Origin of the sequence: Gallaecimonas pentaromativorans, assembly GCF_003751625.1 — a bacterium.
Classification (GTDB): Bacteria; Pseudomonadota; Gammaproteobacteria; order Enterobacterales; family Gallaecimonadaceae; genus Gallaecimonas; species Gallaecimonas pentaromativorans.
In genome coordinates, this window is sequence record NZ_RJUL01000003.1 from 382,522 (window position 1) to 407,795 (window position 25,274).

Sequence of the window (25,274 nt, forward strand, 5' to 3'; positions counted from 1 at the left end):
ATTTTGCCCCTCGCTTATCAGTACATTGGCAAGAGTTCAGGAGGAATTATGGACAGGTTAACAGCTATGGAGTCCTTCCAGGCGGTGGTTGACGCCGGAAGTTTCAGTGGCGCTGCCCTGCGCCTGCATCTTTCCAAGGCCGTGGTCAGCAAGAGGGTCTCTTCCCTTGAACGCCACCTTGGGGTGCAGTTGCTGAACCGTAACACCCGCCAGGTGTGTGTCACCAGCCAAGGTGCGGCATTTTATAACTACTGCAGCAACATTGTTCGCGATTTCAACCAGGCCAGCGAGACCCTGCGCCAAGGCCAAGACAAACCCGAAGGTGAGCTGAAACTGGCCATTCCCCTGTGCGTTGCCAAGCTGCTGCAACCGATTTTGATGGATTTTATCAACCATTACCCCGATATCCATCTCAAGCTTCACCAAGCCAGCCGCCAGCTTAACCCCATTGCCGATGGCTATGACATGGCCTTATGTGTGGGCCGCCTAGATGATTGCAACCTAGTGGCCAGACGCCTGGCCAGCCTTGAGCGTTGCTTTTGCGCCTCACCGGCCTACGCCAAGGGCAAAAATGCCGTTATCGGCTTTGAACAACTCAAATTCCAACGCTTCCTGGCCCTGCGCCAAGAGCCCAAGTGGGAAGTCATGCAATCTCATGACAACAGCGCCCAGGAGCTGCCCACCGTTTTTACCGCCGACAGCTACGAAATGCTGATGGGCGCCGCGCTGGACGGCCAGGGCATTGCCTTGATGCCTCGCAGCCTCATCCAACCCTATCTGGACAGCGGCCAACTGGTTGAGCAACACCTGCCCACCCTTGAGCCTCTGCCCATCGAGATCTTCGCGGTGTGGCCACCCAACCTGGGTATGCCGGTACGCCAACGCCTACTGATTGAGCACCTCGTCGACAATCTGGGGTGATGACTTAAAACTACCCCAAATGATCACCCGAAAGGGTCTACCTTGTGGAGACAATCAGTCTCCACAAGGGTCGCTTAAAGACCGCTCCAATTACATTACACTGCTCAAAATCAAACGATAGTAACTATTACTATCACTATGAAAACTGATGCTTCTTCAAGCGACTAGGCATCAAACATCACTTAGGAGCAACACAAATGGCCGATCCCAAACTCGAAGTACTGACCCCTGATAATTGCCAAATGATCTTTATTGATCATCAGCCGCAAATGGCTTTTGGCGTCCAGTCTATCGACCGCCAAGTGCTCAAAAACAACACTGTCGCCCTGGCCAAGGCCGCCAAGGTGTTTGGTATTCCTACCATCATCACCACCGTTGAAACCGAAAGCTTCTCCGGCCACACCTATCCTGAGCTGCTGGACGTATTCCCTGACAACAAGCTGCTCGAGCGTACTTCCATGAACTCCTGGGACGACCAGAAAGTACGTGACGCCCTGGCTGCCAACGGCAAGAAGAAAGTGGTCGTTGCCGGCCTTTGGACCGAAGTGTGTAACAACAGCTTTGCCCTGTGCGCCATGCTCGAAGGCGATTACGAGATCTACATGGTGGCTGACGCCTCCGGCGGTACCTCCCTGGCCGCTCACGACTACGCCATGCAGCGCATGGTGCAAGCTGGCGTGGTGCCGGTAACCTGGCAACAGGTCATGCTGGAATGGCAACGTGACTGGGCCCACCGCGACACCTACGACGCCGTTATGGCCATCGTCAAGGAGCACTCTGGTGCCTACGGTATGGGCGTTGATTACGCTTACACCATGGTGCACGGCGCCCCTGAGCGTACCAAAGTCGAGCACCAGATCCTGGCTGCCGTACCGGCCAAGTAACAGTAAAAAAGGGGCCACCGGCCCCTTTTTTACTCAGCCATTTGGGACCCGGCCAGCGCCGGGCCTTGCCGTTTTAAGGCGAAGTGAGTTTTCGGCACAAGGATACACCCCGACATGTCTTCATCTCCCCCAACCTCTACCCAGGCCTCGCCATCGGCGATGGCGCCCTTTTCACATGCCAGTTTTACGGTACTGTGGCTGGCCACGGTGCTGTCCAACGTCGGCACCTGGATGCACGACGTAGGGGCTGGCTGGTTGATGAGCTCCATGGCACCATCGCCGCTGATGGTGGCCTTGGTGCAAACGGCCACCAGCCTGCCACTGTTCCTGTTTGCGCTGCCGGCCGGGGCACTGGCCGATATCCTCGATAAACGTAAATTACTGCTGTCGGTGCAATGTGTGCTGGCTGTTACCGCATTGTCTTTGGGTTACGTGGTGTACACCGGACTTATCACCCCCACCCTACTGCTGCTGTTTACCTTTGTGATGGGGGTAGGCGCCGCGCTGACGGCCCCGGCCTGGCAGGCCATAGTGCCAAGCCTGGTACCCAAGCCGGTACTGCAACAGGCAGTCGCTATCAACAGTGTGGGCATCAACATTAGCCGCGCCATTGGCCCTGCCCTTGGTGGCCTTATTATTGGCATCTCCGTGGCCATGCCATTTTTCAGTAACGGCCTGAGCTTTTTGATGGTGATCCTGGCACTGCTGTGGTGGAAGCCACCGCAAAAACCAGAACGCCTGTTGCCCAATGAAGATTTATGGGGCGCGGTAAGAGCCGGTGTGCGTTACGCGCTGCACAGTGCGCCCTTGAAGGCCACCATGGCCCGGGCCTTGGGCTTCTTCCTGTTTGCCAGTGCCTACTGGGCGCTGCTGCCGCTCATCGCCCGCACCGTGCTCAAAGGTGATGCCTCGCTGTACGGCATGATGATGGGAGCCGTTGGGGTTGGCGCGGTGTCTGGCGCCTTTATCATGCCCTATTTCAAAGCCAAGCTCGGCGCCGACAAACTGGTGGCCCTTGGCACCATCGGCACCGCCAGCGCGATGCTGATCCTCGCCGCCGGTTTTGGCCACCTGGTTGCCATCGCCGTCTGTTTGCTGGCCGGGGTATCCTGGATCTTTGTGCTTACCAGCCTTAACGTTTCGGCCCAGGTGGCGCTGCCCGAGTGGGTAAGGGCCAGAGGCCTTGCCATCTTCGTGACCGTGTTCTTCGGCGCCATGAGCGCTGGCAGTATTATCTGGGGTCAGCTCTCCACCAAGGTAGGCATTCCCATGGCACTGACCATCGCCGCCTGCGGCGCCTTGCTGGCCATTCCTCTTACCTGGCGCAACAAGTTACAAATGGGTGCGAGCCTCGACTTGGCGCCGTCCATGCACTGGCCAGAGCCGGTAGTGGAAGCCCAGGTGAATGAAGACCAAGGCCCGGTAATGATCACCGTCGAATACCTTATCGACCCGGCCAAAGGCGCCGATTTTTGCCGCGCCGCCCAAGACCTTCGCCGCCATCGCCAACGCGACGGCGCCTATGCCTGGGGATTGTTCGAAGATACCGCCAAGCCTGGCCGCTACCTGGAGTATTTTCTGGTGCAATCCTGGCTTGAACATCTTCGCCAACACCACAGGGCAACCCGCGCCGACCAAGACCTGCAAAAGAACATGCTGGCCTTTCACATTGGCGAGCAACCGCCATTGGTTGAGCACTTTGTGGCACCTAAACCGGTTATGCCCAAAGGCGCTAAAGAATCGACCTAAAAAAAGCGGCCTCAGGGCCGCTTTTTCATAACTCGCTCATCAATAGCGCGATCAGTTCGGCGGCCGGCAGGGCGCGGGCCAAAGGCGCCCCCTGCCCGGCCCATTGCACCGCAAAATCTTCGCTTCCGGCAGCCTTGGCGGCCGCTACCAGGGCTTTGCCGGCGTCATAGGCGATGGGGTAATCCGGCAGCGCGGGCGCTAAATCATCAAGCGGCTGGTAAAAGCGGTTAGGTAGGCCCCGGGCCGGGCGGCCGGAGATATTGCTGGTAATGGCGGTGTGCAGGGCGCGCTCGCTTTTCAGGGCGGCGCGGTAGGCGTCGTTAGCGGCCGATTCGGGGCAAAGAATAAAGGCGGTGCCCAACTGCACCCCTTGCGCGCCAAGCGCCATGGCGGCGCGAATACCGGCGCCATCCATAATGCCGCCAGCGGCAAACACCGGCAGCTGGCAGGTCTGAGCCAGCTGCCTGACCAGCGCCAGGGTGCCGATTTCGTCGTCATCAACAGGGTTAAATACGCCCCGGTGGCCGCCGGCTTCTACCCCTTGGGCAACGATGGCATCGATACCGGCCGCTTCAATCTGCTTGGCTTCCGCCAGGTTGGTGGCAGTGGCCAGCAAGGTGATGCCGGCCTTCTTCAGGGCGTCGATGGCCGTTTGCGGCGGCAGGCCAAAGTGAAAGCTCACCACCGCCGGCTTTTCTTCCAGCAGCATGGCGAGCATATCCTCGTCGCCTACAAAGCTTTGATAAATCTCGCTAATAGCCGTTGGCGCCTTGGCGCCCAATTCGCTAAAGAAGGGGGCCAGGTGCGCCAGCCAGGCCGCCTCACGCAGCGGGTCGGCCTGGGCCGGCTGGTGGCAAAACAGGTTGAGGTTAAAAGGCTTGTCGGTGAGTGCTCGTACCTCGGCGATTTGCGCCCTGGCCTGCTCGGCGGTGCTGGCACCGGCGCCAATGCTGCCAAGGCCGCCGGCGTTGGATACCGCCGCCGCCAGCCGGGCCGTCGACACCCCCACCATGGGCGCTTGGATAATGGGCACTGTCATACCGAGACGCGACAACAACTGGGACTTCATGGCACCTCCTGTTTGGCTTTCATGCCTGCCAGATAACCGGCAGGGCTTTTACCTTGCCATTTAATAGACGGTTAGTCTAAATTAATTTAGATGGAAAATACCAACCAACCCAAACGCCGGGGCCGCCCGCCCCGCCAGGACCGAAGCCCCGAGCAAATCAAAGCCGAACTGCTAAGGGCCGGTATCGAAACCTATACCAGCCAGGGGTTTAGCGCCACCGGCCTTGACGCCATCTTGCGTTCGGTAGCCGTGCCCAAAGGCTCCTTCTACTACTACTTTGCCAGCAAGGAGGCCTTTGGCCTGGCGGTGCTGGACAGCTACGACGCCTTCTTTTGCCACCTGCTGGATAAATGCCTGACCAACCCTGCCCGCCCGGCCCTTGCAAGGCTCACCGATTTTGCCGAACAGGCCAAAGCCGGCATGGCCAGGTACCACTTTGAGCGCGGCTGCCTAGTGGGCAACCTCGGCCAGGAGATCACCTTGTTGCCGGCGCCTTTTCGTGAGCGCCTAGAAGCGGTGCTGACCGGCTGGCAGCGCCGCCTGGCCCAGTGCCTGGAACGTGCCAAGGCAGAAGACGCCTTGGCCCAAAGCGCCGACACCCTGGAACTTGCCGCCTTTTTCTGGATAGGCTGGGAGGGCGCCGTACTGCGCGCTCGCCTAAGCCGCTCGGCGGCCCCTTTAGACACCTTTATCAACGGCTTTATGGCCGGCCTGCCCTACCAACGGAGTTAACATGTTCAACGCATTGGTTGTCGAAAAAGACCCGCAAGGTTACCGCTGCAATCTGCAAAGCCTGGACGAAAGCGCCCTGCCCCAAGGGGACGTGCAGGTGGATATCAGCCACAGCACCCTCAACTACAAAGACGCCCTGGCCATTTGTGGCACCAGCCCGGTGGTGCGCCGCTTTCCCATGGTGCCGGGCATCGACTTTGCAGGCACCGTCAGCCACAGCCAACACCCGGATTTCAAGGCCGGCGACAAGGTGGTGCTGAACGGCTGGGGGGTTGGCGAGCAGCACTGGGGCGGGCTTTCCCAAAAAGCCTCGGTGAGCGGCGACTGGCTGGTACCGCTGCCCGAGGCCTTTAATAGCCGCCAGGCTATGGCCATCGGCACCGCCGGTTACACCGCCATGCTTTGCATCCTGGCCCTTGAGCGCCATGGCCTAACCCCAAACAAGGGTGAAGTGCTGGTGACCGGCGCCAACGGCGGTGTGGGTAGCGTCGCCATCGCCCTTTTGGCCAAGCTCGGTTATCAGGTTACCGCCGCCACCGGCCGCCCGGCACTGGCCGAAGGCTTAAAGGCCCTTGGCGCCAGCCATATCATCGACAGGCGCGAGCTTAGCGAGCCCGGCAAGCCCCTGGCCAAAGAGCGTTTTGCTGCGGTGGTGGACTCGGTGGGCAGCCACACCCTCGCCAACGCCTGCGCCGCCACCCAAAGCGACGGCCTGGTGGCGGCTTGTGGTCTGGCCCAAGGCATGGATCTGCCCGCCACCGTGGCGCCCTTTATCCTGCGCGGGGTGAGCCTTTTAGGTATCAACAGCGTCACCCGCCCCAAAGCCGAGCGCCTGGTTGCCTGGCAGCGGCTGGCAAGGGACTTAGACCCTGCCAAGCTTGCCGCCATCACCGAAGAAATCACTCTTGGCGAAGCGATCAGCAAGGCTCAGGCCCTGCTCGATGGCAAGGTTCGTGGCCGGCTGGTGGTGGACGTAAACCGCTGACACTTTTTCTGCCACGCCTTAACCGCCGGGCGGCCTTAACTGGTAGCCTTGGCGGCTCTGACAATGTTTGCGAGGCCACCATGGAAGCAGATTTTTGGCACCAAAAATGGGCCAAAGGCGAGACCGGGTTTCACCAGAATGATGTCAACCCGCTGCTGGCCGCCCACTTTGACCAGGTTAAGCCCCCTGCCGGCAGCCGCCTGTTCGTGCCCCTTTGCGGCAAGACCCGCGACATCGCCTGGCTGCTGGCAAAAGGCTACCCAGTGGCTGGCGCCGAGCTGAGCGAGACCGCCGTCAAAGCGCTGTTTGACGACCTTAAACTGGCACCAACTGTGTCGCGCCACGGCGCCCTGAGTCACTACCAGGGGCCGATGCTGGATGTATGGGTGGGGGATATTTTCGCCCTCACCCCGGCGCTACTTGGCCAGGTGGACTGGGTGTACGACAGGGCCGCGCTGGTGGCCATGCCCGCTGCCATGCGCGCCGATTACGTTCGCCAGTTAAAGGCGCTGAGCGCTGGCGCCCCGCAGCTGCTGATCACCATGGAATACGACCAAAACGCGCTCAAGGGCCCGCCCTTTGCAGTAATGCCCCAAGAAGTGGCCAGCCACTACGGCGCCAGCCATCGGCTCACCCTGCTCACCCAAGAGCCCTTGGCCGGCGGCTTTAAAGGGGTCGAGGCCAGCGAAGCGCTCTGGCAACTTGCCAAGCCCTGATAAGAAAAGCCCGGCTAAGCCGGGCTTTTCTTGCTTCGGACACAAGATGTCTGAAATCCTGACCATAAACGACATTTCGGACATCCCACTCCCTCCTATGATGAAAGCCTGAACTGCACACACCGCATTTAATCAGGAGAAACATCATGAGTAACAAAGAGTTGGGAACTGCTGTCATCACTGGTGCCTCGTCCGGTATCGGCGCCATCTACGCCGACCGCCTGGCCAAACGTGGCTACAACCTGATCCTGGTTGCCCGCAGCCGCGACCGCCTCAATGCCCTGGCCAAACGCATCAGCGATGAGACCGGCCAAAGCGTCGAGGTGATAGCGGCCGATCTGGCCAACCCTGCCGACCTTCATGCCGTGGAAGACGCCCTGCGCCAGGACGCCAGCATTACCCTGCAGGTCAACAACGCCGGGGTCGGTACCCACACTCCGCTTCTTGATAGCGATATCGAGCAGATGGACAACATGATCGCCCTTAACGTCACCGCGCTGACCCGTCTCACCTACGCCGTTGCGCCGGGGCTCGCCAAGCGGGGCAAAGGCGCCATCATCAACATTTCTTCTATCGTCAGCATCGGCCCCGAGATCCTCAACGGCGTATACGGCGGCTCTAAAGCTTATGTCCATGCCTTCAGCACTTCGTTGCACCATGAGCTGGGCGGCAAAGGCGTGCAGGTGCAGGCAGTGCTGCCCGGCGCCACCGCCACCGATTTCTGGGCGACCGGCGGCCTGCCGGTAGAGCACCTTGACCCGCAAATCGTGATGAGCGCCGAGGCCATGGTGGATGCCGCGCTGGTGGGCTTTGACCGTAACGAGCGGGTGACCATTCCTTCCCTGCACGACGCCGCCCTGTGGGACGCCTATGAGCAGGCCCGCCAGGCCATGTTGCCAAACCTCGGCAGCAACAGCCCTGCCAGCCGTTACACCGACACTCACTGATTTTCTTAACTTATCGAGAGGCGCACTCATGAATATGTCAGGCAACACTATCTTTATCACCGGTGGCACCTCCGGCATTGGCCGGGCACTGGCCGAGCAATTCCACCAGGCCGGTAATCAGGTGATCATCTCCGGGCGCCGCAAGGCCTTGCTGCAAGAGGTCACCGCCGCCAACCCGGGAATGGACTATGTGGAACTGGACGTTACCGATCCGGCCCAGATAACGGCGGTGGCAAAAGATCTCATCACCCGTTACCCCAAGCTCAATGTGGTGCTGAACAACGCCGGTACCATGCCTTTTGATGACCCATCCAAAGGAGAGTTTGACGACGAGCAGCTGGTTACCATGGTGGATACCAACCTGCTGGGCCCGGCCCGCATCAGCGCCGCCTTTATCGAGCACCTCAAAACCCAGCCCCAGGCTTACCTTATCAACAACAGCTCGGTGCTGGCATTCCTGCCCCTGGCCAACAACGCCTTGTACTCGGCCACCAAGGCTGCCGTGCATTCCTACACCCTGTCCCAGCGTTTTGCCCTGCGAGACAGCTCGGTGCAGGTGATTGAGATAGCGCCGCCCTGGGTGGATACCGACCTGATTTACAAAAGCGGCGACCCGCGCGCCATGCCGCTGGACGCTTTTATCCGTGAAACCCTGGCTGGCCTTGCCGAGGGCAACATCGAGGTGCTGGTGCAAAGCATCGCCCCCATCCGCGATAACCCGGGCAGTAACGAACATGCGCTGATTAACCAGTTCAACCAGTCCCTGGTGGATAACCCCATCCCCTTGCAATAACCCGTTCTTGGCCACACAAGGTGGCCAAGGTTTTGCCCCTCGTATAGGGTGGTAGCAACTTGGCTCAGGAAAGACAGACATGCACAAGGTGGGTTTTATCGTCGAGCCGGGGTTTCAAATCCTCTCGCTCTCGGCCCAGGCGGTTTTTGAATATGCCAACAAGGTTGCCGGCGAGCCTTTCTACCAGATAAGCCTTTATTCCCTTGAAGGGGGCAGCGTTGCCTCGTCCCTGGGATTTGGAGTAGACACCCAACCCCTTGGCACAAGGGATGTGCAGGCCGATACCTGGATAGTTACCGGCGTAAACGACCCACTGAACCTGCCTGCCAGCCCGCAAACTTTGGTGTTTTTGCAGCGGGTCAGCGGCCAGACCCGGCGCCTGGCCGCCATCTGTACCGGCGCTTATTTTCTGGCCCAGGCCGGGCTGCTTGACGGGCGCCGCGCCACCACCCACTGGGCCTTAGCTGACATCATGCAACAGCAATTCCCCAAGATTGCTGTAGATGCCAACCGCATCTACATCAGCGACGGCCATATCTGGACTTCAGCCGGCATGACTGCTGGCCTGGATATGGCCCTGGCCATGGTGGAAAAAGACCTTGGCAACGATGTGGCACGCTCGGTGGCCCACAAGCTGGTGATGAATCAAAAACGGGCCGGCGGCCAAAGCCAGCATTCACAGATGCTGGCTCTTTCCCCAAAATCGGACCGCATTCAAAGCGCCCTCGATTACGCCCGCAACCACCTGCGCCAACCTTTGACGGTGGACGACTTGGCGGCAGCGGTGCATTTAAGTCCTCGCCAGTTCAGCCGTATTTTCAAGGAGGAAACCGGCAAGACACCGGCCAAAGGCATTGAGCTGCTGCGCCTGGAAGCGGCGCGGCTGATGATAGAAAAAAGCCGCCACAGCCTGGATGTGGTGGCCCGGGAGACCGGTTTTCGGGACCGGCGCCATATGCGGGAAGTGTTTGTGCGCAGTTTTGGCCTCTCGCCACAGTTGCTGCGTCAGCAGGCAAGGGCCGAGCCCATCGCCGGATAAAAAAAGGGGTAAGGGCTCTGCCCTTACCCCTTTTGGTTTTAGCCTTTCAGCACCTCATCCAGCACCTGCTGGGGCGCACCGGCATAGTGCTTGAACTCCATGCTGAAGGTGGCGCGGCCCTGGGTTAAGGAGCGCAGCGAGGTGGAATAGCCGAACATCTCCGACAATGGCACCAGCGCCTTGATTTGCTTGGTGCCGCCGGGAATATCGTCCATGCCCTGCATCACCCCGCGCCGGGAAGTGAGATCGCCAATCACGTTGCCCATAAACTCCTCGGGGGTCTCCACTTCCACGTCCATTATTGGCTCCAGCAGTACTGGTCTTGCCTTGCGCATACCGTCTTTAAAGGCCATGGAGGCGGCGGTACGGAACGCATTCTCGTTGGAGTCCACGTCGTGGTAGGAGCCGTCCACCAGGGTGACTTTGACATCCACCACCGGAAAGCCCGCCAGCACACCGGTGCCAAGGGTTTCCTGAATGCCTTTGTCTACCGCCGGGATGTATTCCCGCGGCACCACCCCGCCCTTGATGGCGTCCACAAACTGGTAGCCGCCACCTTCGGGTAAAGGCTCGATATTGAGCACCACATGGCCGTATTGGCCGCGCCCGCCCGATTGTTTGACAAACTTGCCTTCCACGTCGGCCACCGGCGCCTGGATGGTCTCGCGATACGCTACCTGCGGCTTACCAACGTTGGCCTCGACGCCGAACTCGCGGCGCATCCTGTCAACGATGATATCCAGGTGCAGCTCGCCCATACCGGCAATGATGGTCTGGCCCGATTCCTCGTCGGTATAGACCCGAAAGGACGGGTCTTCCTGGGCCAGGCGGCCAAGGGCCAAGCCCATTTTCTCCTGGTCGGTCTTGGTCTTGGGCTCGATGGCCTGGGCAATAACCGGCTCGGGGAAGGTCATTTTCTCAAGCACAATCAGTTTGTTGGGGTCACTTAGGGTGTCCCCCGTGGTAACGCTTTTGAGGCCCACGGCGGCGGCAATTTCCCCGGCGTGCACTTCTTTTATCTCCTGGCGGCTGTTGGCGTGCATCTGCAGGATGCGCCCCAAACGCTCGCGCTGGCCCTTGGTGGGGTTGAACACCGTGTCGCCGGTTTTGGCGACCCCGGAGTACACCCTAAAGAAGGTCAGCTGGCCGACAAAAGGGTCGGTCATGATTTTAAAGGCCAGCGCCGAGAAGGGCTCGTCGTCACTGGGGTGGCGCTCGGCTTCCACATCGTCCATGTCGTGGCCGTTGATGGCCGGCACGTCCAGCGGCGACGGCAGGTATTCCACCACCGCGTCCAAAAGCGCCTGCACGCCACGGTTTTTATAGGCGCTGCCCGCCAGCATCGGCACGATCTCATTGTTGATGGTGCGCGCCCTGAGCCCGGCTTTGATTTCGGCTTCACTAAGGGCCTCACCGGCCAGGTATTTGTCCAACAGCGCCGCCGAGCCTTCGGCAGCGGCCTCTACCATCTGCTCGCGCCAGTGCTCGGCATCGGCCAGCATCTCGGCAGGGATGTCCTGGTAGCTGAAAGTCACGCCCTGGCTGGCATCGTCCCAGTAGATGGCCTGCATCTTCACCAAGTCGATAACGCCATGAAACTCGTCCTCGGCCCCCAGGGGCAGTTGGATGGGCACGGCCTGGCCTTTTAGGCGCTCGGCTATCTGCTTTTGCACCCTTAAAAAGTTGGCACCGATGCGGTCCATCTTGTTGACAAAGGCAATGCGCGGCACCCGGTATTTATTGGCCTGGCGCCAGACGGTTTCTGATTGCGGCTGCACGCCGCCCACGGCGTCGTACACCATCACCGCGCCGTCCAGTACCCGCATGGAGCGCTCCACCTCGATGGTGAAATCCACGTGGCCGGGGGTGTCGATGATGTTGATGCGGTGCTCGGCAAAATTACCGGCCATGCCCTTCCACGCCGTGGTGGTGGCCGCCGAAGTAATGGTGATGCCGCGTTCCTGTTCCTGGGCCATCCAGTCCATGACGGCGGAGCCTTCGTGCACTTCGCCTATCTTGTGACTGATCCCGGTGTAAAACAGAATGCGCTCTGTGGTGGTGGTTTTACCGGCATCAATGTGAGCACTGATACCGATGTTCCTGTATCGCTCGATAGGGATCTTGCGGGTCATGGTATGTCTCCAGGTTAGGAATGCACGGTGCCAAGCTTTGAGTATTCTCCAGCCCGTGGCACGGCGCCTGCTTATTTGCAAAGCAGAAGGTATGCCTCTGTTTTTGCACTAACAACTGCCCATAACCGAAAGCTGCGTTGCCTTTTAGGGTAGTAATGGCTGCAAGCGGCGCCGCAGCTCACTTGGCGGGGTGTGAGGGTTTTACGCTATTGTCACTATCGTTTTAAAAGTCTTGCCAAACAGGTACAAAAAAGCCCGGCGCTGCCGGGCTTTGGGTTATTTGCCTTTGGGCATCGGGCCGCCCATCACCTCTTCCATCAGCGGCCCTTGCGGGGCGCCGGAGAGCAGGCCGATGGAGCCGTCCGGTTTTTGATAGAAGATGGCCGGGGTGGCGCTCAGGCCCAGCTCCTGCATCAGCTCGGCATTGGCCTGCACCTTGTCGTGGGCAGACTGGGGCACCTTGCTGGCATCCAGTTGGTTTTTGCCTTCGCCGCGGTAGTTTTGCTCGTGCTTGGCCAGCAGCGCCGCAGGATCTTTGGAAGCAAGAATAACCGCCGCTTCGTCCGGGCTGTTGCGGGTGATGATACCCACCATCACGTGGCGAATTTGTACCTTGCCGGCATCCACCCAGGGGCGGGCTTCCTTCCAGAATTTGTGGCAGTAGGGGCATTCCGGGTCGTCGAACATGTAGATGATGCGCGGCGCATCTTCCTTGCCGTCACGTACCCAGCCGCTTTCGGGGAGCTTTTTCCAGGCCGCTTCATTGCGGGGGCCGTTAACCAGTTTGTCCAGGGGCGCTGAGGTCAAGTCCTTGCCGTTTTCATCCAGCATATTACCCACTACCACATGCTTGCCGTCGGACGTGAGATACACCGCGATGGGCTGGCCCTGTACGGTACCGGCATAACCGGTGAGGCCGCCGGGGGCGGCAAAGGTGCCCACCACTTCCAGGCCGCGCTCGGTCAGGGCCTTAACGGGGGCTGGCAGTTCGCTGGTACTGGCCGCCATGGCCTGTCCCACAAAGAGGGCGGATAACAAGGCCACAGGGGCGCTTTTAAAGACCATACAGGCTCCTTTTGGTCGTCATGGCTGGCCAGGTTCGGGGCCAGGGCTTACCTCCAAGACCGTTGCCCGAGAGGTTTTATTGCAAAGCTGACTACTTTGCCCTAAACCCGGTCCACAAAAAAGCCGCACTATCGTGCGGCATTATCTGTCAGGCCCTTCGGGGCTGCTTTTTACTTGTCGGTATCCAAAGAACCGAGGATGGACCAGGCAAAATCGAGGCGCAGCACGCCGTCAAAAGTGGTGTCGTCCAGGCTCATGTAATAGTCGGTGCCGTAAGGCCGCTCCCGGTTGGCCCCGTTATTGGCCTGGTAGTCGGTGCTGGGGGAATACAGGGCCAGGTTGTGGCAGGTCATGCAGTTGGTTTGCACCCCGTACTGGTTCATCTGCACCGCGCTGGGCGACTTGGTCACGGCTTTCAAAATTTGGAATACGCCAGGGTCAAAGCCTGCTTCCAGGTGGGGGTTATAGGCGATAACCGACTCCCCTTCACTGGCGCCGCCGTTAATGGGCTGGGCCGGTGACACCATCTGATAGGCAAGGCTCATGGCGTAGTGGCCGGCGGCTTCATCCAGCTCCTTGGGCCGCAGCTTGGCAATGGCATCTGAGCTTGGCAGTTTCGGGCTGTTGGCATCGGCCGACCACCAGAAGGTTTGCCAGGCCCAGCGTTTTATCTCGCGGGTGGTGACATGCATGCCCACCAGAATGGCGATGTCCCCGGCCTTGGCGGTCAGCCCAAACTGGCTGTTGAGGTAAGCGGCGTCGTCCTTGCTGATGGTCTGGTGGATGAAGTTATTGAGATAAAAGGTATTGCTGGCGTTGGGGTTGGCGCAGGTCGGGTCGATGCTGTTGCCGCCCTTGCCGGTGCCTTTGACCGCCACATAAACGCAGTTAGCCCAATCACTTTCGGGGAAGGCGCGGGCCGGGTCTGGGGTGCCGGGCCAGCCGGGGAAGGTGTAGATACCGTCTACCACCTTGCTTTGGGTGATCACCTTATACACCGGCTTGATGGTGATGGCGTTGGCCGGGAAGTTGGGGATCTCCTTATAGCCCTCTTTGATGTAGTTCTTCAGGGTGCTGGCATAAAAGAGCTTGTTGGATACCGCATGACTGGACGCCGGCGGGTTGTAAGCCACAGACACAAAGATATTGGTGTCAGCCGAGGTGGCCGCTTTGGCCGATTGCCACTCTTTTAGCAGCAGCTTTAAATCGCCCTTGGCCTTGGCAGTGTTACGAAACTGGTGCGGCAGTTGCAGGCGCAGCCCCTGGGCTTTTCGCACCTCGCTACCCAGCATTTTGGCTTTGCCGCTGCTGGCCTGGCCTATGGCATAGAGCATGTTGGATGGGGTATCCCAGGTTTCAAAGGCCCGCAGTTCGGCGCCGCCAACGGTGCCCACATAGTGGGTCAGCCCCGCCCAAATACCCCAGCCGTGGCGATACATGGCGGTGTCGTCTTGGCCGTATACCCAGCCGTTTATCTCGCTCTCGGCACGGGGAAACTCAAAGCCCGCCACCACCTTGGGTAAGTCCGGCATGCACACCAGGCTGCCGTCAAGGTTGGCAATGTCGCCGTAGTGGGTGATGGAATTCATGCACTGGCCCAGCTCAACCAGGGTGGTTTTTAGCTGGCTGCCAGAGAGGGTGGTGCAGCTGGCGCTCAGGCTGTCTCCCGACACGCTGATATTGGTGCAGCTGCGCTGATAGCTGCCATAAGGCACAAAGTTGGCGGCGGGGGTAGCCACCGCAAAGGCGGCGCCAACCAAGGCAGCCCCCCAAAGCAAGGTCCTTTTCATAACCGATTCTCCATTGAGATGATGGCCCGGGCATCCCGAAGCCCCAGGCAGGCACGGTTAAAATTCAGTCATTAGTAATACGCTTACAACTGATGAAAAATACGGTGTGACAAAGTCGCGCTCTTGGACAGGTCGGCCAAGGCAGACAAAAAAAGCGGCCACCAGGGCCGCCACCGGGTATTAAAAAAGGGGCCTAAGCCCCTTTTATCAAAACGCCATGCTGGCGCTCAGGCTGAAGGTGCGGGGCGCGCCCTGCACCAGGTAACCATTGCCGGGGTAGCCACCCACTGACGCCCAATATTCTTTGTCGGTGAGGTTTTCCAGACGGGCGTGGAAGGTCACGTCGTGGTTCATCACCGTGGTGCCGTATTTGGCGCCAAGGTCATAGCGGGTCCAGCCAGCCACTTCCAGGGTGTTGGCGGCATCGGCATAACGGGCACCGGTGCTGATGGCTTGCATATCCAGGCTCAGGCCATAGACCCAGGGCAGGTCCCATTGCAGGCCAAGGTTACCCTGCCACTTGGCGGTACCAATCACCCGGTTGCCTTCGTTGGCGGCGATGCTGACATCCTTTTGCTTGGCATCAAGGTAGGTTACCCCACCCAGCACCCGCAGCCCTTCAACCGGCTCGCCAAAGATGGTCAACTCGGCGCCGCGATGGCGGTCTTTGCCGTATTCGCCAAAGATATTTTGCTCGTTGACATAACCGCCAGGCTTGGAGGTGGTAAAGACCGCAAAAGTGCCCCCTAAGCTGCCGGTATCTACCTTCACCCCCAGCTCTTTTTGCTTGGAGACATAAGGCGCCAGCATGGTGCCGGGGTTCAGGGTAGTGGTACCGGCGGTATCGCCCTGGGCCAAGGCCTCGATGTAGTTGGCATACAGGGAGACAGCATCGGTGGCCTTATACACCAGCCCGGCCGAGGGCGAGAAGCGCGACTTGCTGTACTTGCTGGTCTGGTCGGCGGTGCCGTAGGCGTAGCTGCGCAGGTCCATATGCTGGTAACGGCCACCTAAGGTCAGCAGCAGTTTGTCATCCAAAAAGCCCAGGGTGTCGGAGAAAGCCAGGCTCGGCAGCTTGGTGGTGCTGGTGGTTCTGGGGTCGCTCATGTCACCGCCGGCATAGCCGTCGGTGATGGGGCGGGCCAGCTGCACCGGGTGGTACAGGTTGGTGGCCAGGCCCAGATAGCTGCTCCAGGCGTAGGCGTTTTTGGAGTCCAGATCGTAATAGGAGCCGGCAACCACCCATTTATGACTGACCGAGCCGGTATCAAAATGGCCGCGCAGCCCCACTTCGCCGCTGTACACCGTATCTTCACGGGCGTTGTCGGCTCTATATGTCAACGCATCGCCGCTTTGGCTGTTGGTGACATAGAGGTTGGCCAGGGAGTTGTCTTCCTTGGAGTAACGGCCACCCACCGCAGCCCAGGCGGTGATGTTGTCACTCAGATCGTATTCGCCGCGCAGGGTGCCGAACCAGTCTTTCTCGTTGGAGTGGGTCCAGTCCTGGGCGTAGTTGGCATCGGCCTTGGGCGGCGCCGGTACGTCGCTGGTGCCAGACAAGGTCACATTGGGGCGGCCGCCGTACAGCTTGTGCTCCTGGAAGGTGGCATCGGCCGACACCCGGGCCCGCTCGCCGCGCCAGTCATAACCCAGTGAAGCCAGGTCGGTTTTTTCCTTCTCGCCGTCTACGCCGGTGTCGCCGTCACGGTGAGCGACGTTAACCCGGATACCGTGCTGGCCGTCGCTGCCGAAGCGGCGGCTGATATCGGCAGCGCCGTAGCCCTGGCCCTGGTCGTTAAAGCCGAGGGTGATGTCGGTTTTCTCGTCGTTACTGGCGCGCTTGGGCACCAGGTTGATGCTGCCGCCGATGGCGCCGCCACCGGGGGCCATGCCATTCAAAAAGGCGCTGGCGCCGCGCAGCACTTCAACCCGCTCAATCAGCTCCGCCGCCACGTATTGGCGTGGCAGCACGCCATAAAGGCCGTTGTAGGCGATTTCGTCAGAAGAAAGGGTAAAGCCGCGGATAAAGTAGCTTTCCTGGAAGTTGCCAAAACCGCGCGCCACCCGCACACCGGGGTCGTTTTGAATGACATCGCCAATGCCCTGGGCCTGGATGTCCTTCATGTACTGGTCGGTAAAGGCCAGGCCGCTAAAGGGGCTGTCCATGTAGTCGGTGGTGCCCAGCAGACCGGCTTTTTGGCCACGGGCCACTTGGCCGCCGGCGTAAGCGCCGATAAGGCCGTCAGCACTGGCGTCAGCGCTGGCGGTAACGGTGATGGCTTCCATGTCCTTGTCGCCATCTTTGGCTTTGTCGGCCGCAAAGGCGCCGCCACTTAAGGCCAGTTGAACACCAAGGGCTATCGGGAGAAGAGGGAGGGAGCGTTGCTTCACGGTTACGCCTTAAGACTGCAGCAGGAAATGCGCATGATTATCATCTTTACAAAAAATGAGATCAAATCTTATTAGCAATCGCTTTTGTATTGACCGGTTTTTGTCACTTTCGAGCTTGCTGGGCAACAGCATAAAAAAACCGGCCAAAAGGCCGGTTTTTCTTTATTGCCCTTAGTACCAGGGCCAGGCTTTGAGGCTGTAATCGCCACTGGTGCCGCCAGCCAGGTGCTCGATAAAGTAATCCCAACGCGCCTTGGTAATGTAAGGCGTGGCATAGCCGTAAGCATGGCGGGCATTGGGAATGGCCATCATGTCGAACTTCTTGTTGGCCTTGATAAGGGCCTCAATCACCACCTGGGTGTTCTGGGGCGGCACGTTGTCGTCCAGGGTGCCGTAGGTGAGCATCAACTTACCTTTGAGGTTTTTCACCAGCGCCGGGTTGGACTGGTTGTCGTAGCTGGTGGTGCCGTCGGCGTTTTTCACCAGCAGGCCTTGGTAGCGCTCGCCCCAGTCCGCCTCATAGATACGGTTGTCGTGGTTGCCAGACTCGGCCCAACCCACCTTGAAGAAATCGGGGTAGCGGAACATGGCATCGGCAGTGGTGTTGCCGCCACCGGAGTGGCCCCAGATACCGATGCGGCTCATGTCTATCCACTTGTATTTGGCGCCCAGCTCTTTTACCGCTTTAACCTGATCCGGCAGGGTGTTGTCGCCCATGTCGCCATACCAGGTGTCGTGGAAGGATTTAGAGCGCCAAGGGGTGCCCATGCCGTCGATGGCCACCACGATAAAGCCAAGCTCCGCCAGGGCCTGGTGGTCGGCGCGAGCAGCCAGGAAGCTGCGGCCCCGAACCGAGCCGGTTTGCGGGCCCGGATAGACGTAATCGATGATGGGGTAGGTTTTATTCGGGTCAAAGTTCGTCGGTTTGAACATCAGCCCGTAGAGGGGGGTTTTGCCGTCACGGCCGGTCACGGTAATTTGCTCCGGCGCTACCCAGCCAGCAGCCTTGAGACGGGAGATATCCGCTTTGGCGAGGGTCGCCAACACCTTGCCATCACTTGCCGAGCGCAGCACCGTTACCGCCGGGGTGGTGGGGGTGGAGTAGCTGTCGACAAAGTAGCTGCCATCTTCAGAGACGCTGATGCTGTGGTCAGCCGCTTCCGGGGTCAGCAACAGCGGTTGGCCACCGTCCAGCGGCGCCTTGTAGAACTGGCGATAGTAAGGGTTAACGCCCTGTTCCCGGCCGACGGCGGTAAACCAGACTTCCCGCTGGTTGGGGTCTAAGTGTTTGACATCCACCACCGGGCCTTGGCCGCTGGTGACCGGGTTAATCAGCTTGCCGGACTTGATGTCGTAGAGATACAGGTTGCCCCAGTCGCTGCGCTCGGAGTACCAGAGAATTTGCTGGCTGGCCGAGAGATAACGCCAGCTCACGCCTTTGACGCCGCTTTCAAAGTAAGTGGGTACCGACTCTTCAAAAGAGGTGAAGATGGCGCCGGTATCGGGGTTGGCAATGCGCACCCACTCGTGTTTGTGGTCACGGGAGGTGGAAACAAAAGCCAGGCTATTGCTGTCGGCAGCCCATTGCACGTCGTCCCAGGCGCCGTGGCCGCCGCAGCTGACATCGTCGCAAAGGGTGGAGCGGCGATAGTCCGCGTCCATTTGCAGCGGCACCACCTTGGCCTTGGCCACATCAATCACCACCCGGCGCAGCATAAACACATGCTCGTCGCCGGCGAAGGGGTACTTCCATTTCTCAATCTTGGGGTTGCCCAGCTCGGCGCTGGCCAGCACAAAATCGGCAACCTTGCGCTGATCTTGCTGGTAGGTGGCGATGCGCTTGGAATCGGGGGACCACACCAGCACCGCTTGCTCTGAGTGCATCCAGCCGGCGTTGTCGGTGGCGTAGCCAAAGTCCTTCACCCCATCGGTGGTGAGCTGGCGCTCCTTGCCACTGGCAATGTCATGCTCCCAGAGGTTCCAGTCGCGGATAAAGGCCACCTTCTTGCCATCCGGCGAGGTAACGCCGTGCAGCTTGCTGATGTCGGCCTGGTCTTTGTTGCCGGCCAAGAGCGCACTTAGCTCACCGCTTTGGCAGGCGTTAAGGGCGGGGTAATCGCAGCTGTAAACCGCGCCTTCGAGGGTCAGTTGGATATGGCCGTCTGTTGGCAGGCGGATCTCGGAGATGGCCAGCTTGCTGGCGTCCAGGGCCTTGGGCTTGTCTTTGGCTTTTTTGTCTTTGGCAGCGGCCTTGGCGCGCACCTTATCGATGGCCTTGGCCAGCTTGTTCTGGTCGAACAGTGGCTCGGGCTTGAGGCTGGCCACATCCATGCGCAGGTAGGTTTTCAGCTCGTGGTCGGTGTCGACAAACCAGAACTGGCGGTCGTTGAACCAGTGGGCGCTGCGTACATCGTGGTCCACCAGCGGCTGGGTTTTATAACTCAGGAATTTCTCCGCCCTGGCGTAATCGTCTTTTGTTACCGCGCTGGCGCCCAGGGTTACCAGGGCCAGCGACACGCCAACCCCCAGCATCGAGACTCTGCTCTTCATCCATCCCACCTTGTGCTTGTTATGTTTTATTGGCGTATCTCGCCACGAAATTGCGTTAAAGCATCGATTCTAAGCTGTTGGCGGCCAACAATCCTACCGCTGGGCGGCGATAAGGGGCGGCTGGTCGTGGCGCTTTTGGCCTCAAAACCGCTTCTTAAGCTGACAGCATCCTGAAGCCGGTTGCTTATCCGTAACCAAAAATCAATCTCTTGCAAACTTTCTGCACCATGTTCAGAGCCCTTTTTGGCTTGGGCTTTTACCGTGGCAGCTGTCCGAAGACGGAGGAAACTGCCATGAAAAAGATAACAACCAGTCTTGCCATCGCCGCCTTTATCCTGGCTCCCAGGGGCCTTTGCCCATGGCAACGGTAATGGCCACGGCCATGACAAAGGCCGCGGCCAGGGCCATCACCAGCGCCATGACAACCATGACCGCTGGGACCGCGGCGGCCACCACTACAGCCGCGACCGGGTGATCGTGGTGCAAAAGGGCTACCATCACCGTGGCCCGGCGCCCCGCCACCGTTACTACCACCGTAGCGATCTCGCCAAAATTGCCACCTTTGCGGTGTTGGCCGGGGTGACCTACGCCATTGTTGATAACGTCTACTACCAGCAGCGCGGCGAGCGTTACGAGTATGTCTCGGCGCCACCCGCCGGCAGCTACCGGGTTGTCGACTACCGCTGATAAAAAGCCGCCCACGGGCGGCTTTTTTGATGCTCAATGCGAGGCAATAAAGTCCCCCGCCGCCTTGGGCGGCAAGGCAAAAGCCTGGCGCAGCCGCCGCGCCTCCTGCTGGGGCGTTAACGCAAACAGCCTTTTAAACTCGCGGCTGAACTGCGACGGGCTCTCGTACCCCACGGCAATGGCGGCCGCAGCGGCGTTTATCCCTTCACGCACCATCAACAGCCGCGCCTGATGCAGGCGGATGGATTTTAGGTACTGCATGGGCGAGGTTTGGGTAACGGCGCGAAAGTGGCTGTGAAAGGTGGCCTGGCTCATACCAGCAAGGCCGGCAAGCGCTGCCACCTCCAGGTGCTCGGCAAAATGGCCATGGATATGGCGAAGGGCCTGGGAGATTTGGCCAAAGGCCCCTTGCTGGGTTAGCGCCGAGCGCAGCTGGCCGCCCTGCTCCCCGGCCAACACATGAAAGTAAATCTCCCGCACCAGCCCAGGCCCCAGAAGCTTTGCCTCCAGCGGGCTGCGAAGGGCTTTGAGCAGCCGCAGCAAAGACAGGCGCAAGGTGCCATCAAGGGGCGTGGATTGCATGCCGGTCGGCGGGTGGTCGAAGCTCGCGCCCCCTTGCAGCATTTGCAGCAACAGCTCGGCCACCACCGGTAAATCCAGGTGCATGTAAATGGCCAGCAGCGGCGCCTCCGCGCTGGCATCGGTTTCCATGGTAAAGGGCACCGGCACCGACACCGCCAGGTAGTGCTCGGCGTCGTAGAGATACACCTGGTCGCCAAAAAAGCCGCGTTTGGTGCCTTGCAGCACAAACACAATGCCTGGGTCATACAGCACCGGGGTGCGGGCCAGGGGGCGATTGGAGCGCAGCAGGCGCACGTCATCCAGGGGCGTCAGGTTGTAGCCCTCAAGGGGGGCCAGCTCGGCCAGCAGCGGGACAAGGTTTGAATCGGTCATGGCGAGGATTATGCAGCATATCTGGCCAATAACCACCCCAAGCCACCCACACTCAGAGCTTTAGGCAAGGATGGCAGAGCAACGGGTCTCATCATCCGCCTTAACTACCGGCATGCTGGGCGCCCTGGATTTTAAGGAGCGCAATATGAAAACCTTACTTATTACCGGTGTTAGCAGCGGCTTTGGCCAGGCCCTGGCCCAGCAGGCCCTGAAAGCTGGCCACAAGGTGCTGGGCACAGTGCGCAGCCAAGCGGCTCTTGATAGCTTTGCCGCCCTGGCGCCAGGGCGCGCCCATGGCGCCTTGCTGGACGTTACCGATTTTGCCCGCATCCCGGCCCTGGTAGCCGAGCTTGAAGCGCGCCATGGCGCCATTGATGTGCTGGTTAACAACGCCGGCTACGGCCACGAAGGCATCTTTGAAGAAGCCAGCCTGGAGCAGATGCGCCACCAGTTCGACGTAAACCTCTGGGGCGCAGTGGCGATGATGAAGGCGCTGGTTCCGCGTTTTCGGGCGCGCCGCGCCGGGCACATCATCAACATCACCTCCATGGGCGGCTTTATCACCATGCCTGGCATCAGCGATTACTGCGCCAGCAAGTTCGCCTTGGAGGCCTTTAGCGAGACCTTAAGCCAGGAGCTGGCCGGCTTTAACATCGCCGTGACCGCCGTGGCGCCGGGCTCCTTTCGCACCGACTGGGCCGGCCGCTCCATGGTGCGAAGCGAGCGCGCCATCGCCGATTACGACGCCCTCTTTGACCCGGTGCGCCAGGCCCGCCAGCAAAAAAGCGGCAAGCAATTGGGCGCCCCGCAAAAGGCCGCCGAGGCGATCCTCGCGCTTATCAGCCACCCCAAGCCCCCGGCCCACTTGCTGCTGGGCAGCGACGCCCTGGCCCTGGTGCAGCAAAAGCTGGCAAGCCTTGGCGCCAGTTTTGAGGAGTGGCAGGCCCTCACCCGCTCCACCGACGGATAAAAAAGGCCCCTTGCGGGGCCTTTTTTAGTGCTTGTTCCAATCCGGCGTCGCTTCGCCCTTGAGGTGATTGAGGAAGAAGTCGAACTGGCGGCGCCAGGCGTAGCGGGTGGGGCCGGTGGAACGGAGGCAACCGGTTGAAGGCAAAACAGTTATTCCGGGGTAAAAAAGCGGTATGGTTTTCAATACCAGTGCCGATCTGGCACCCAAAGGCCAAAGTTTCGCTTAAGCCCATCGACCGCTCAGCTACACAGGCGGCCGTTGCGCCCAGCGCCACCAAGGGCATTGCCCAAGCTGACGTGACCAAGGGGAAGGTGTGGATAGGTTTCAAGAAATGCAGGTGCTTATCGCGGTGTCGGAGCAGGAAAGTTTCAGCGCCGCAGCGCAGCGGTTGGGGATGTCTGCGCCCAGCGTCACCAGGGCCATTTCAGCCATGGAAAGCCGACTCGGTATATTGTTGCTGGCCCGCACCACCCGCAGTGTTCGCCTCACCGATGCCGGCCGGCGTTATGTGGAAGACTGCAAACGTATTCTGAGCGAGCTCCATGAGGCAGAAGAACTGGCAGCCGGTAACCAAACCAAGGCTTGCGGCCAGTTGCTGGTCACGGCGCCAGTGCTCTTTGGCGAACTTTATGTGGTTCCGTTGATGGCACAGTACTTGGCCAAGCATTCTGAGGTTAACATCAACGCCATGCTGGTCGACCGGGTAGTCAACCTCATCGATGAGGGGGTCGACGTGGCCTTTCGTATCGGCAACCTGCCTGACGGCGGCATGTGCGCAGTAACGGTGGGCCATATCCGGCCGGTTATCTGTGCCGCGCCGTCCTTCCTTGACCGCCGCACGCGTCCTGCTCGCCCCAGCGACCTCATCGATGCACCGGTAGTGCAATCCTCGGCAAGTGCCCTGCTTACCGAATGGCAGTTCCAAACCGGCCAGGGCACCTTGAGTTTTCACCCCCAGTCCCGGTTGGTGGTTAACTCCAATCAGGCGGCCATTAACGCGGCCAGCCTGGGCTGGGGCTTTACTAGGGTGCTGTCCTATCAGGTGGCGGACAAGGTGGCAGCTGGCGAGTTGGAAATTGTTCTGGATGAGTTTGAAACGCCGCCCCTGCCCATAAGACTCTTCTATCAAGGCGGGCGAATGCTGCCAGCAAAGGTGACCACCTTTGTCGACCACTGTGTGGCGGCACTCAAGGCCAACCCGGCTCTGCAATTACAGGGCAGGAGCTGAACGTGGACCGGTTCCAGGAAATGACGATTTTCAGGGCAATCAGCCAAACCGACAGCCTCGCTGGCGCGGCGCGGACCTTGGCATTATCGGAGGCGACAGTCAGCCGCGCCCTTGGCAACCTGGAGCGGCGCCTAGGCGCAACTTTTGCTGAGCGCAGCACCCAGGGCATAGTGTTGACCAAAGCAGGGAAAGCCTTTGCCGAACGCTGCGCCCATATCCTTGACGCCACTATCTCGGCGGCCGATTCAGCCAAAGGCATACATGGAGAAGCCAGCGGCCAACTGATCCTGGCGATGCCGCTGATAATGGCACAGCAACTTTTTTTGCCGGTCCTGCTTGAGTACCTAAAAGCCTATCCCAAGATGAATTTGTCACTGCGTTGCGTCGAGACCCCAGTCAACCTCCACGAACAGGGGATCGACCTGGCCGTAACCCTGGGGGCGCAGCCCGATTCATCGGCCTTTGCCCTGCCCCTAGGCCAAGTACGCCCACTTTTTTGCGCCACCCCTGCTTATTTGGCGAAACACGGCACACTCAAGAGCCTGGAGCAGATCGCTCTACACCCTCTGGTGCAGTCCCGGGCCTACTCCCAGCAGCTGGACTGGCGCACCCCCGAGCTTGCACAGCTTAAGTGCAGGCCCATTTTGTCCTGCACAACTCAGCAAGGGGCCATCAGTGCCGTTAAAGAGGGGCTAGGTATCGGCCGTTTTTCAAGCCACGAGGTTTACCATGAGCTTCAACAAGGGCTGCTGGTTGAACTTTTGGCTGGGTCAACCGAACCTGCCCGCCCCGTATACCTGGTTTACCGCGAAGGCCGCAAAGCGGCGGCACGGATACGCTCCTTTATCGATTTTGTACTGCCGCTGATGCGGGCCCACCCGGCCATAACACCACAATGAGCCTCCTTGACTCTGGCCATTCTTTCAGGAGGTGAAATAGTGGATTGTTATTCTTAGCCGTTCTCCAATCCCGGCTCGAGGATCAGTATGAATCCCATCAGCGCGCCAATCCGGCCCTGACATCTGACCTCAAAAGGAGCCATGCCATGACCAACGCCATCAAACTTTATCGCCATCCCCTGTCCGGCCATTCTCATCGTGTCGAGCTGATGTTGTCTTTGCTGGGGCAGCACACTGAAATCATCAATGTCGATTTAGCCAAGGGCGCCCATAAACAGCCCGAGTTCTTGGCACTCAACAGCTTTGGCCAGGTACCGGTTATCGACGATAACGGCACAGTACTGGCAGACTCCAACGCCATTTTGGTGTATCTGGCCAAGCGCTACGGCAAAGGCAAATGGCTGCCAGAAGAGCCGGTGGCCGCCGCCAAAACCCAGCGCTGGATGTCGGTGGTTGCGGGGCAGATAGCCTATGGCCCAGCTCGCGCCCGTCTGGTGACTGTTTTTGGTGCCCCATACCATGCCCCTGACCTCATCGCACAATCTCACAGCCTGTTTAACGTGTTGGAGCAGGAGCTAGGGCAAAGCGCCTTCCTCGTGGGGAACGAGGCCACCATCGCAGACATCGCGGCATACGCCTACATTGCCCATGCTCCCGAAGGCAACGTGTCGCTGTCAGACTACCCCCATGTTCGGGCCTGGCTAAAACGTATCGAAGCCCTGCCTGATTTCGTGCCGATGCAGAAAACTGCTGTCGGCCTGCAAAGCCTCTAA

At 59.7% G+C, this 25,274-nt stretch carries 21 protein-coding genes; 14 read left to right on the plus strand and 7 right to left on the minus strand.

The annotated features are described in order from the left end of the window. Positions 1-48 precede the first annotated feature (48 nt). The 3 genes from EDC28_RS07380 to EDC28_RS07390 all read left to right on the plus strand — a co-directional run bounded on the left by EDC28_RS07380 (position 49) and on the right by EDC28_RS07390 (position 3,554). Complete coding sequence (locus EDC28_RS07380) at positions 49-921, plus strand: LysR family transcriptional regulator (protein ID WP_123421144.1); 873 nt, start codon at positions 49-51, stop codon at positions 919-921. 197 nt (positions 922-1,118) lie between these two features. Further along, positions 1,119-1,805 carry a hydrolase gene (locus EDC28_RS07385; protein WP_050657135.1) on the plus strand — a complete coding sequence of 229 codons (687 nt, stop codon included), beginning with the start codon at positions 1,119-1,121 and terminating at the stop codon, positions 1,803-1,805. A gap of 114 nt (positions 1,806-1,919) precedes the next feature. Then, complete coding sequence (locus EDC28_RS07390) at positions 1,920-3,554, plus strand: MFS transporter (RefSeq protein WP_211355721.1); 1,635 nt, start codon at positions 1,920-1,922, stop codon at positions 3,552-3,554. A 25-nt stretch (positions 3,555-3,579) separates the two neighbouring features. On the opposite strand, the gene EDC28_RS07395 is transcribed toward EDC28_RS07390, so the two are convergent. Further along, positions 3,580-4,623 carry an NAD(P)H-dependent flavin oxidoreductase gene (locus EDC28_RS07395; protein WP_123421146.1) on the minus strand — a complete coding sequence of 348 codons (1,044 nt, stop codon included), beginning with the start codon at positions 4,621-4,623 and terminating at the stop codon, positions 3,580-3,582. A 90-nt stretch (positions 4,624-4,713) separates the two neighbouring features. Here EDC28_RS07395 and acuR point away from each other — a divergent pair, with 90 nt between their 5' ends. The 6 genes from acuR to EDC28_RS07425 all read left to right on the plus strand — a co-directional run bounded on the left by acuR (position 4,714) and on the right by EDC28_RS07425 (position 9,835). Further along, entirely contained in the window at positions 4,714-5,355 is a 642-nt protein-coding gene (gene acuR / locus EDC28_RS07400) for an acrylate utilization transcriptional regulator AcuR (protein WP_123421147.1), read from the plus strand. 1 nt (position 5,356) lies between these two features. After that, positions 5,357-6,340, plus strand: coding sequence for an acrylyl-CoA reductase (NADPH) (gene acuI, locus EDC28_RS07405; protein WP_123421148.1), 984 nt, complete (start codon positions 5,357-5,359; stop codon positions 6,338-6,340). Between the two features lie 80 nt (positions 6,341-6,420). After that, positions 6,421-7,056 carry a thiopurine S-methyltransferase gene (gene tmpT / locus EDC28_RS07410; protein ID WP_123421149.1) on the plus strand — a complete coding sequence of 212 codons (636 nt, stop codon included), beginning with the start codon at positions 6,421-6,423 and terminating at the stop codon, positions 7,054-7,056. A gap of 146 nt (positions 7,057-7,202) precedes the next feature. Then, positions 7,203-8,003: an SDR family NAD(P)-dependent oxidoreductase gene (locus tag EDC28_RS07415; RefSeq protein ID WP_123421150.1), complete on the plus strand. Its 801-nt coding sequence runs from the start codon at positions 7,203-7,205 to the stop codon at positions 8,001-8,003. Between the two features lie 28 nt (positions 8,004-8,031). Beyond that, a complete protein-coding gene (locus tag EDC28_RS07420; protein ID WP_123421151.1) occupies positions 8,032-8,796 on the plus strand; it encodes an SDR family oxidoreductase in 765 nt (254 codons plus the stop codon). Between the two features lie 79 nt (positions 8,797-8,875). Continuing rightward, complete coding sequence (locus tag EDC28_RS07425) at positions 8,876-9,835, plus strand: GlxA family transcriptional regulator (protein ID WP_123421152.1); 960 nt, start codon at positions 8,876-8,878, stop codon at positions 9,833-9,835. Between the two features lie 38 nt (positions 9,836-9,873). On the opposite strand, the gene fusA is transcribed toward EDC28_RS07425, so the two are convergent. From fusA to EDC28_RS07450, 5 genes are all read right to left on the minus strand, one after another. Further along, positions 9,874-11,967 (minus strand): elongation factor G, encoded by a 2,094-nt coding sequence (gene fusA / locus EDC28_RS07430; RefSeq protein ID WP_123421153.1) that lies wholly within the window; start codon positions 11,965-11,967, stop codon positions 9,874-9,876. 276 nt (positions 11,968-12,243) lie between these two features. Then, on the minus strand, positions 12,244-13,032 hold the full coding sequence (dsbG, locus tag EDC28_RS07435) for a thiol:disulfide interchange protein DsbG (protein WP_050657125.1): 789 nt from the start codon (positions 13,030-13,032) through the stop codon (positions 12,244-12,246). Positions 13,033-13,202: 170 nt separating this feature from the next. After that, positions 13,203-14,822 (minus strand): hypothetical protein, encoded by a 1,620-nt coding sequence (locus EDC28_RS07440; RefSeq protein WP_123421154.1) that lies wholly within the window; start codon positions 14,820-14,822, stop codon positions 13,203-13,205. Between the two features lie 207 nt (positions 14,823-15,029). Then, complete coding sequence (locus EDC28_RS07445; RefSeq protein ID WP_211355722.1) at positions 15,030-17,213, minus strand: TonB-dependent receptor; 2,184 nt, start codon at positions 17,211-17,213, stop codon at positions 15,030-15,032. A gap of 171 nt (positions 17,214-17,384) precedes the next feature. Next, positions 17,385-19,763 carry a S9 family peptidase gene (locus tag EDC28_RS07450; protein ID WP_123421155.1) on the minus strand — a complete coding sequence of 793 codons (2,379 nt, stop codon included), beginning with the start codon at positions 19,761-19,763 and terminating at the stop codon, positions 17,385-17,387. Between the two features lie 315 nt (positions 19,764-20,078). Between EDC28_RS07450 and EDC28_RS07455 the strand changes: the two genes are divergently transcribed. Beyond that, positions 20,079-20,450, plus strand: coding sequence for a hypothetical protein (locus tag EDC28_RS07455; RefSeq protein ID WP_123421156.1), 372 nt, complete (start codon positions 20,079-20,081; stop codon positions 20,448-20,450). A gap of 33 nt (positions 20,451-20,483) precedes the next feature. Here EDC28_RS07455 and EDC28_RS07460 read toward each other — a convergent pair whose 3' ends face one another. Next, positions 20,484-21,404: an AraC family transcriptional regulator gene (locus EDC28_RS07460; RefSeq protein WP_123421157.1), complete on the minus strand. Its 921-nt coding sequence runs from the start codon at positions 21,402-21,404 to the stop codon at positions 20,484-20,486. Between the two features lie 145 nt (positions 21,405-21,549). Here EDC28_RS07460 and EDC28_RS07465 point away from each other — a divergent pair, with 145 nt between their 5' ends. The 4 genes from EDC28_RS07465 (at position 21,550) to EDC28_RS07480 (ending at position 25,274) form a co-directional block, all read left to right on the plus strand. Beyond that, the gene (locus EDC28_RS07465) at positions 21,550-22,374 is read left to right on the plus strand and encodes an oxidoreductase (RefSeq protein WP_244946558.1); all 825 of its coding nucleotides are present in this window, start codon (positions 21,550-21,552) and stop codon (positions 22,372-22,374) included. 313 nt (positions 22,375-22,687) lie between these two features. Beyond that, positions 22,688-23,602, plus strand: a complete 915-nt coding sequence (locus EDC28_RS07470; RefSeq protein ID WP_123421159.1) for a LysR family transcriptional regulator — start codon at positions 22,688-22,690, stop codon at positions 23,600-23,602. Between the two features lie 2 nt (positions 23,603-23,604). Then, complete coding sequence (locus EDC28_RS07475) at positions 23,605-24,501, plus strand: LysR family transcriptional regulator (protein ID WP_123421160.1); 897 nt, start codon at positions 23,605-23,607, stop codon at positions 24,499-24,501. A 146-nt stretch (positions 24,502-24,647) separates the two neighbouring features. After that, a complete protein-coding gene (locus EDC28_RS07480) occupies positions 24,648-25,274 on the plus strand; it encodes a glutathione S-transferase family protein (protein ID WP_123421161.1) in 627 nt (208 codons plus the stop codon).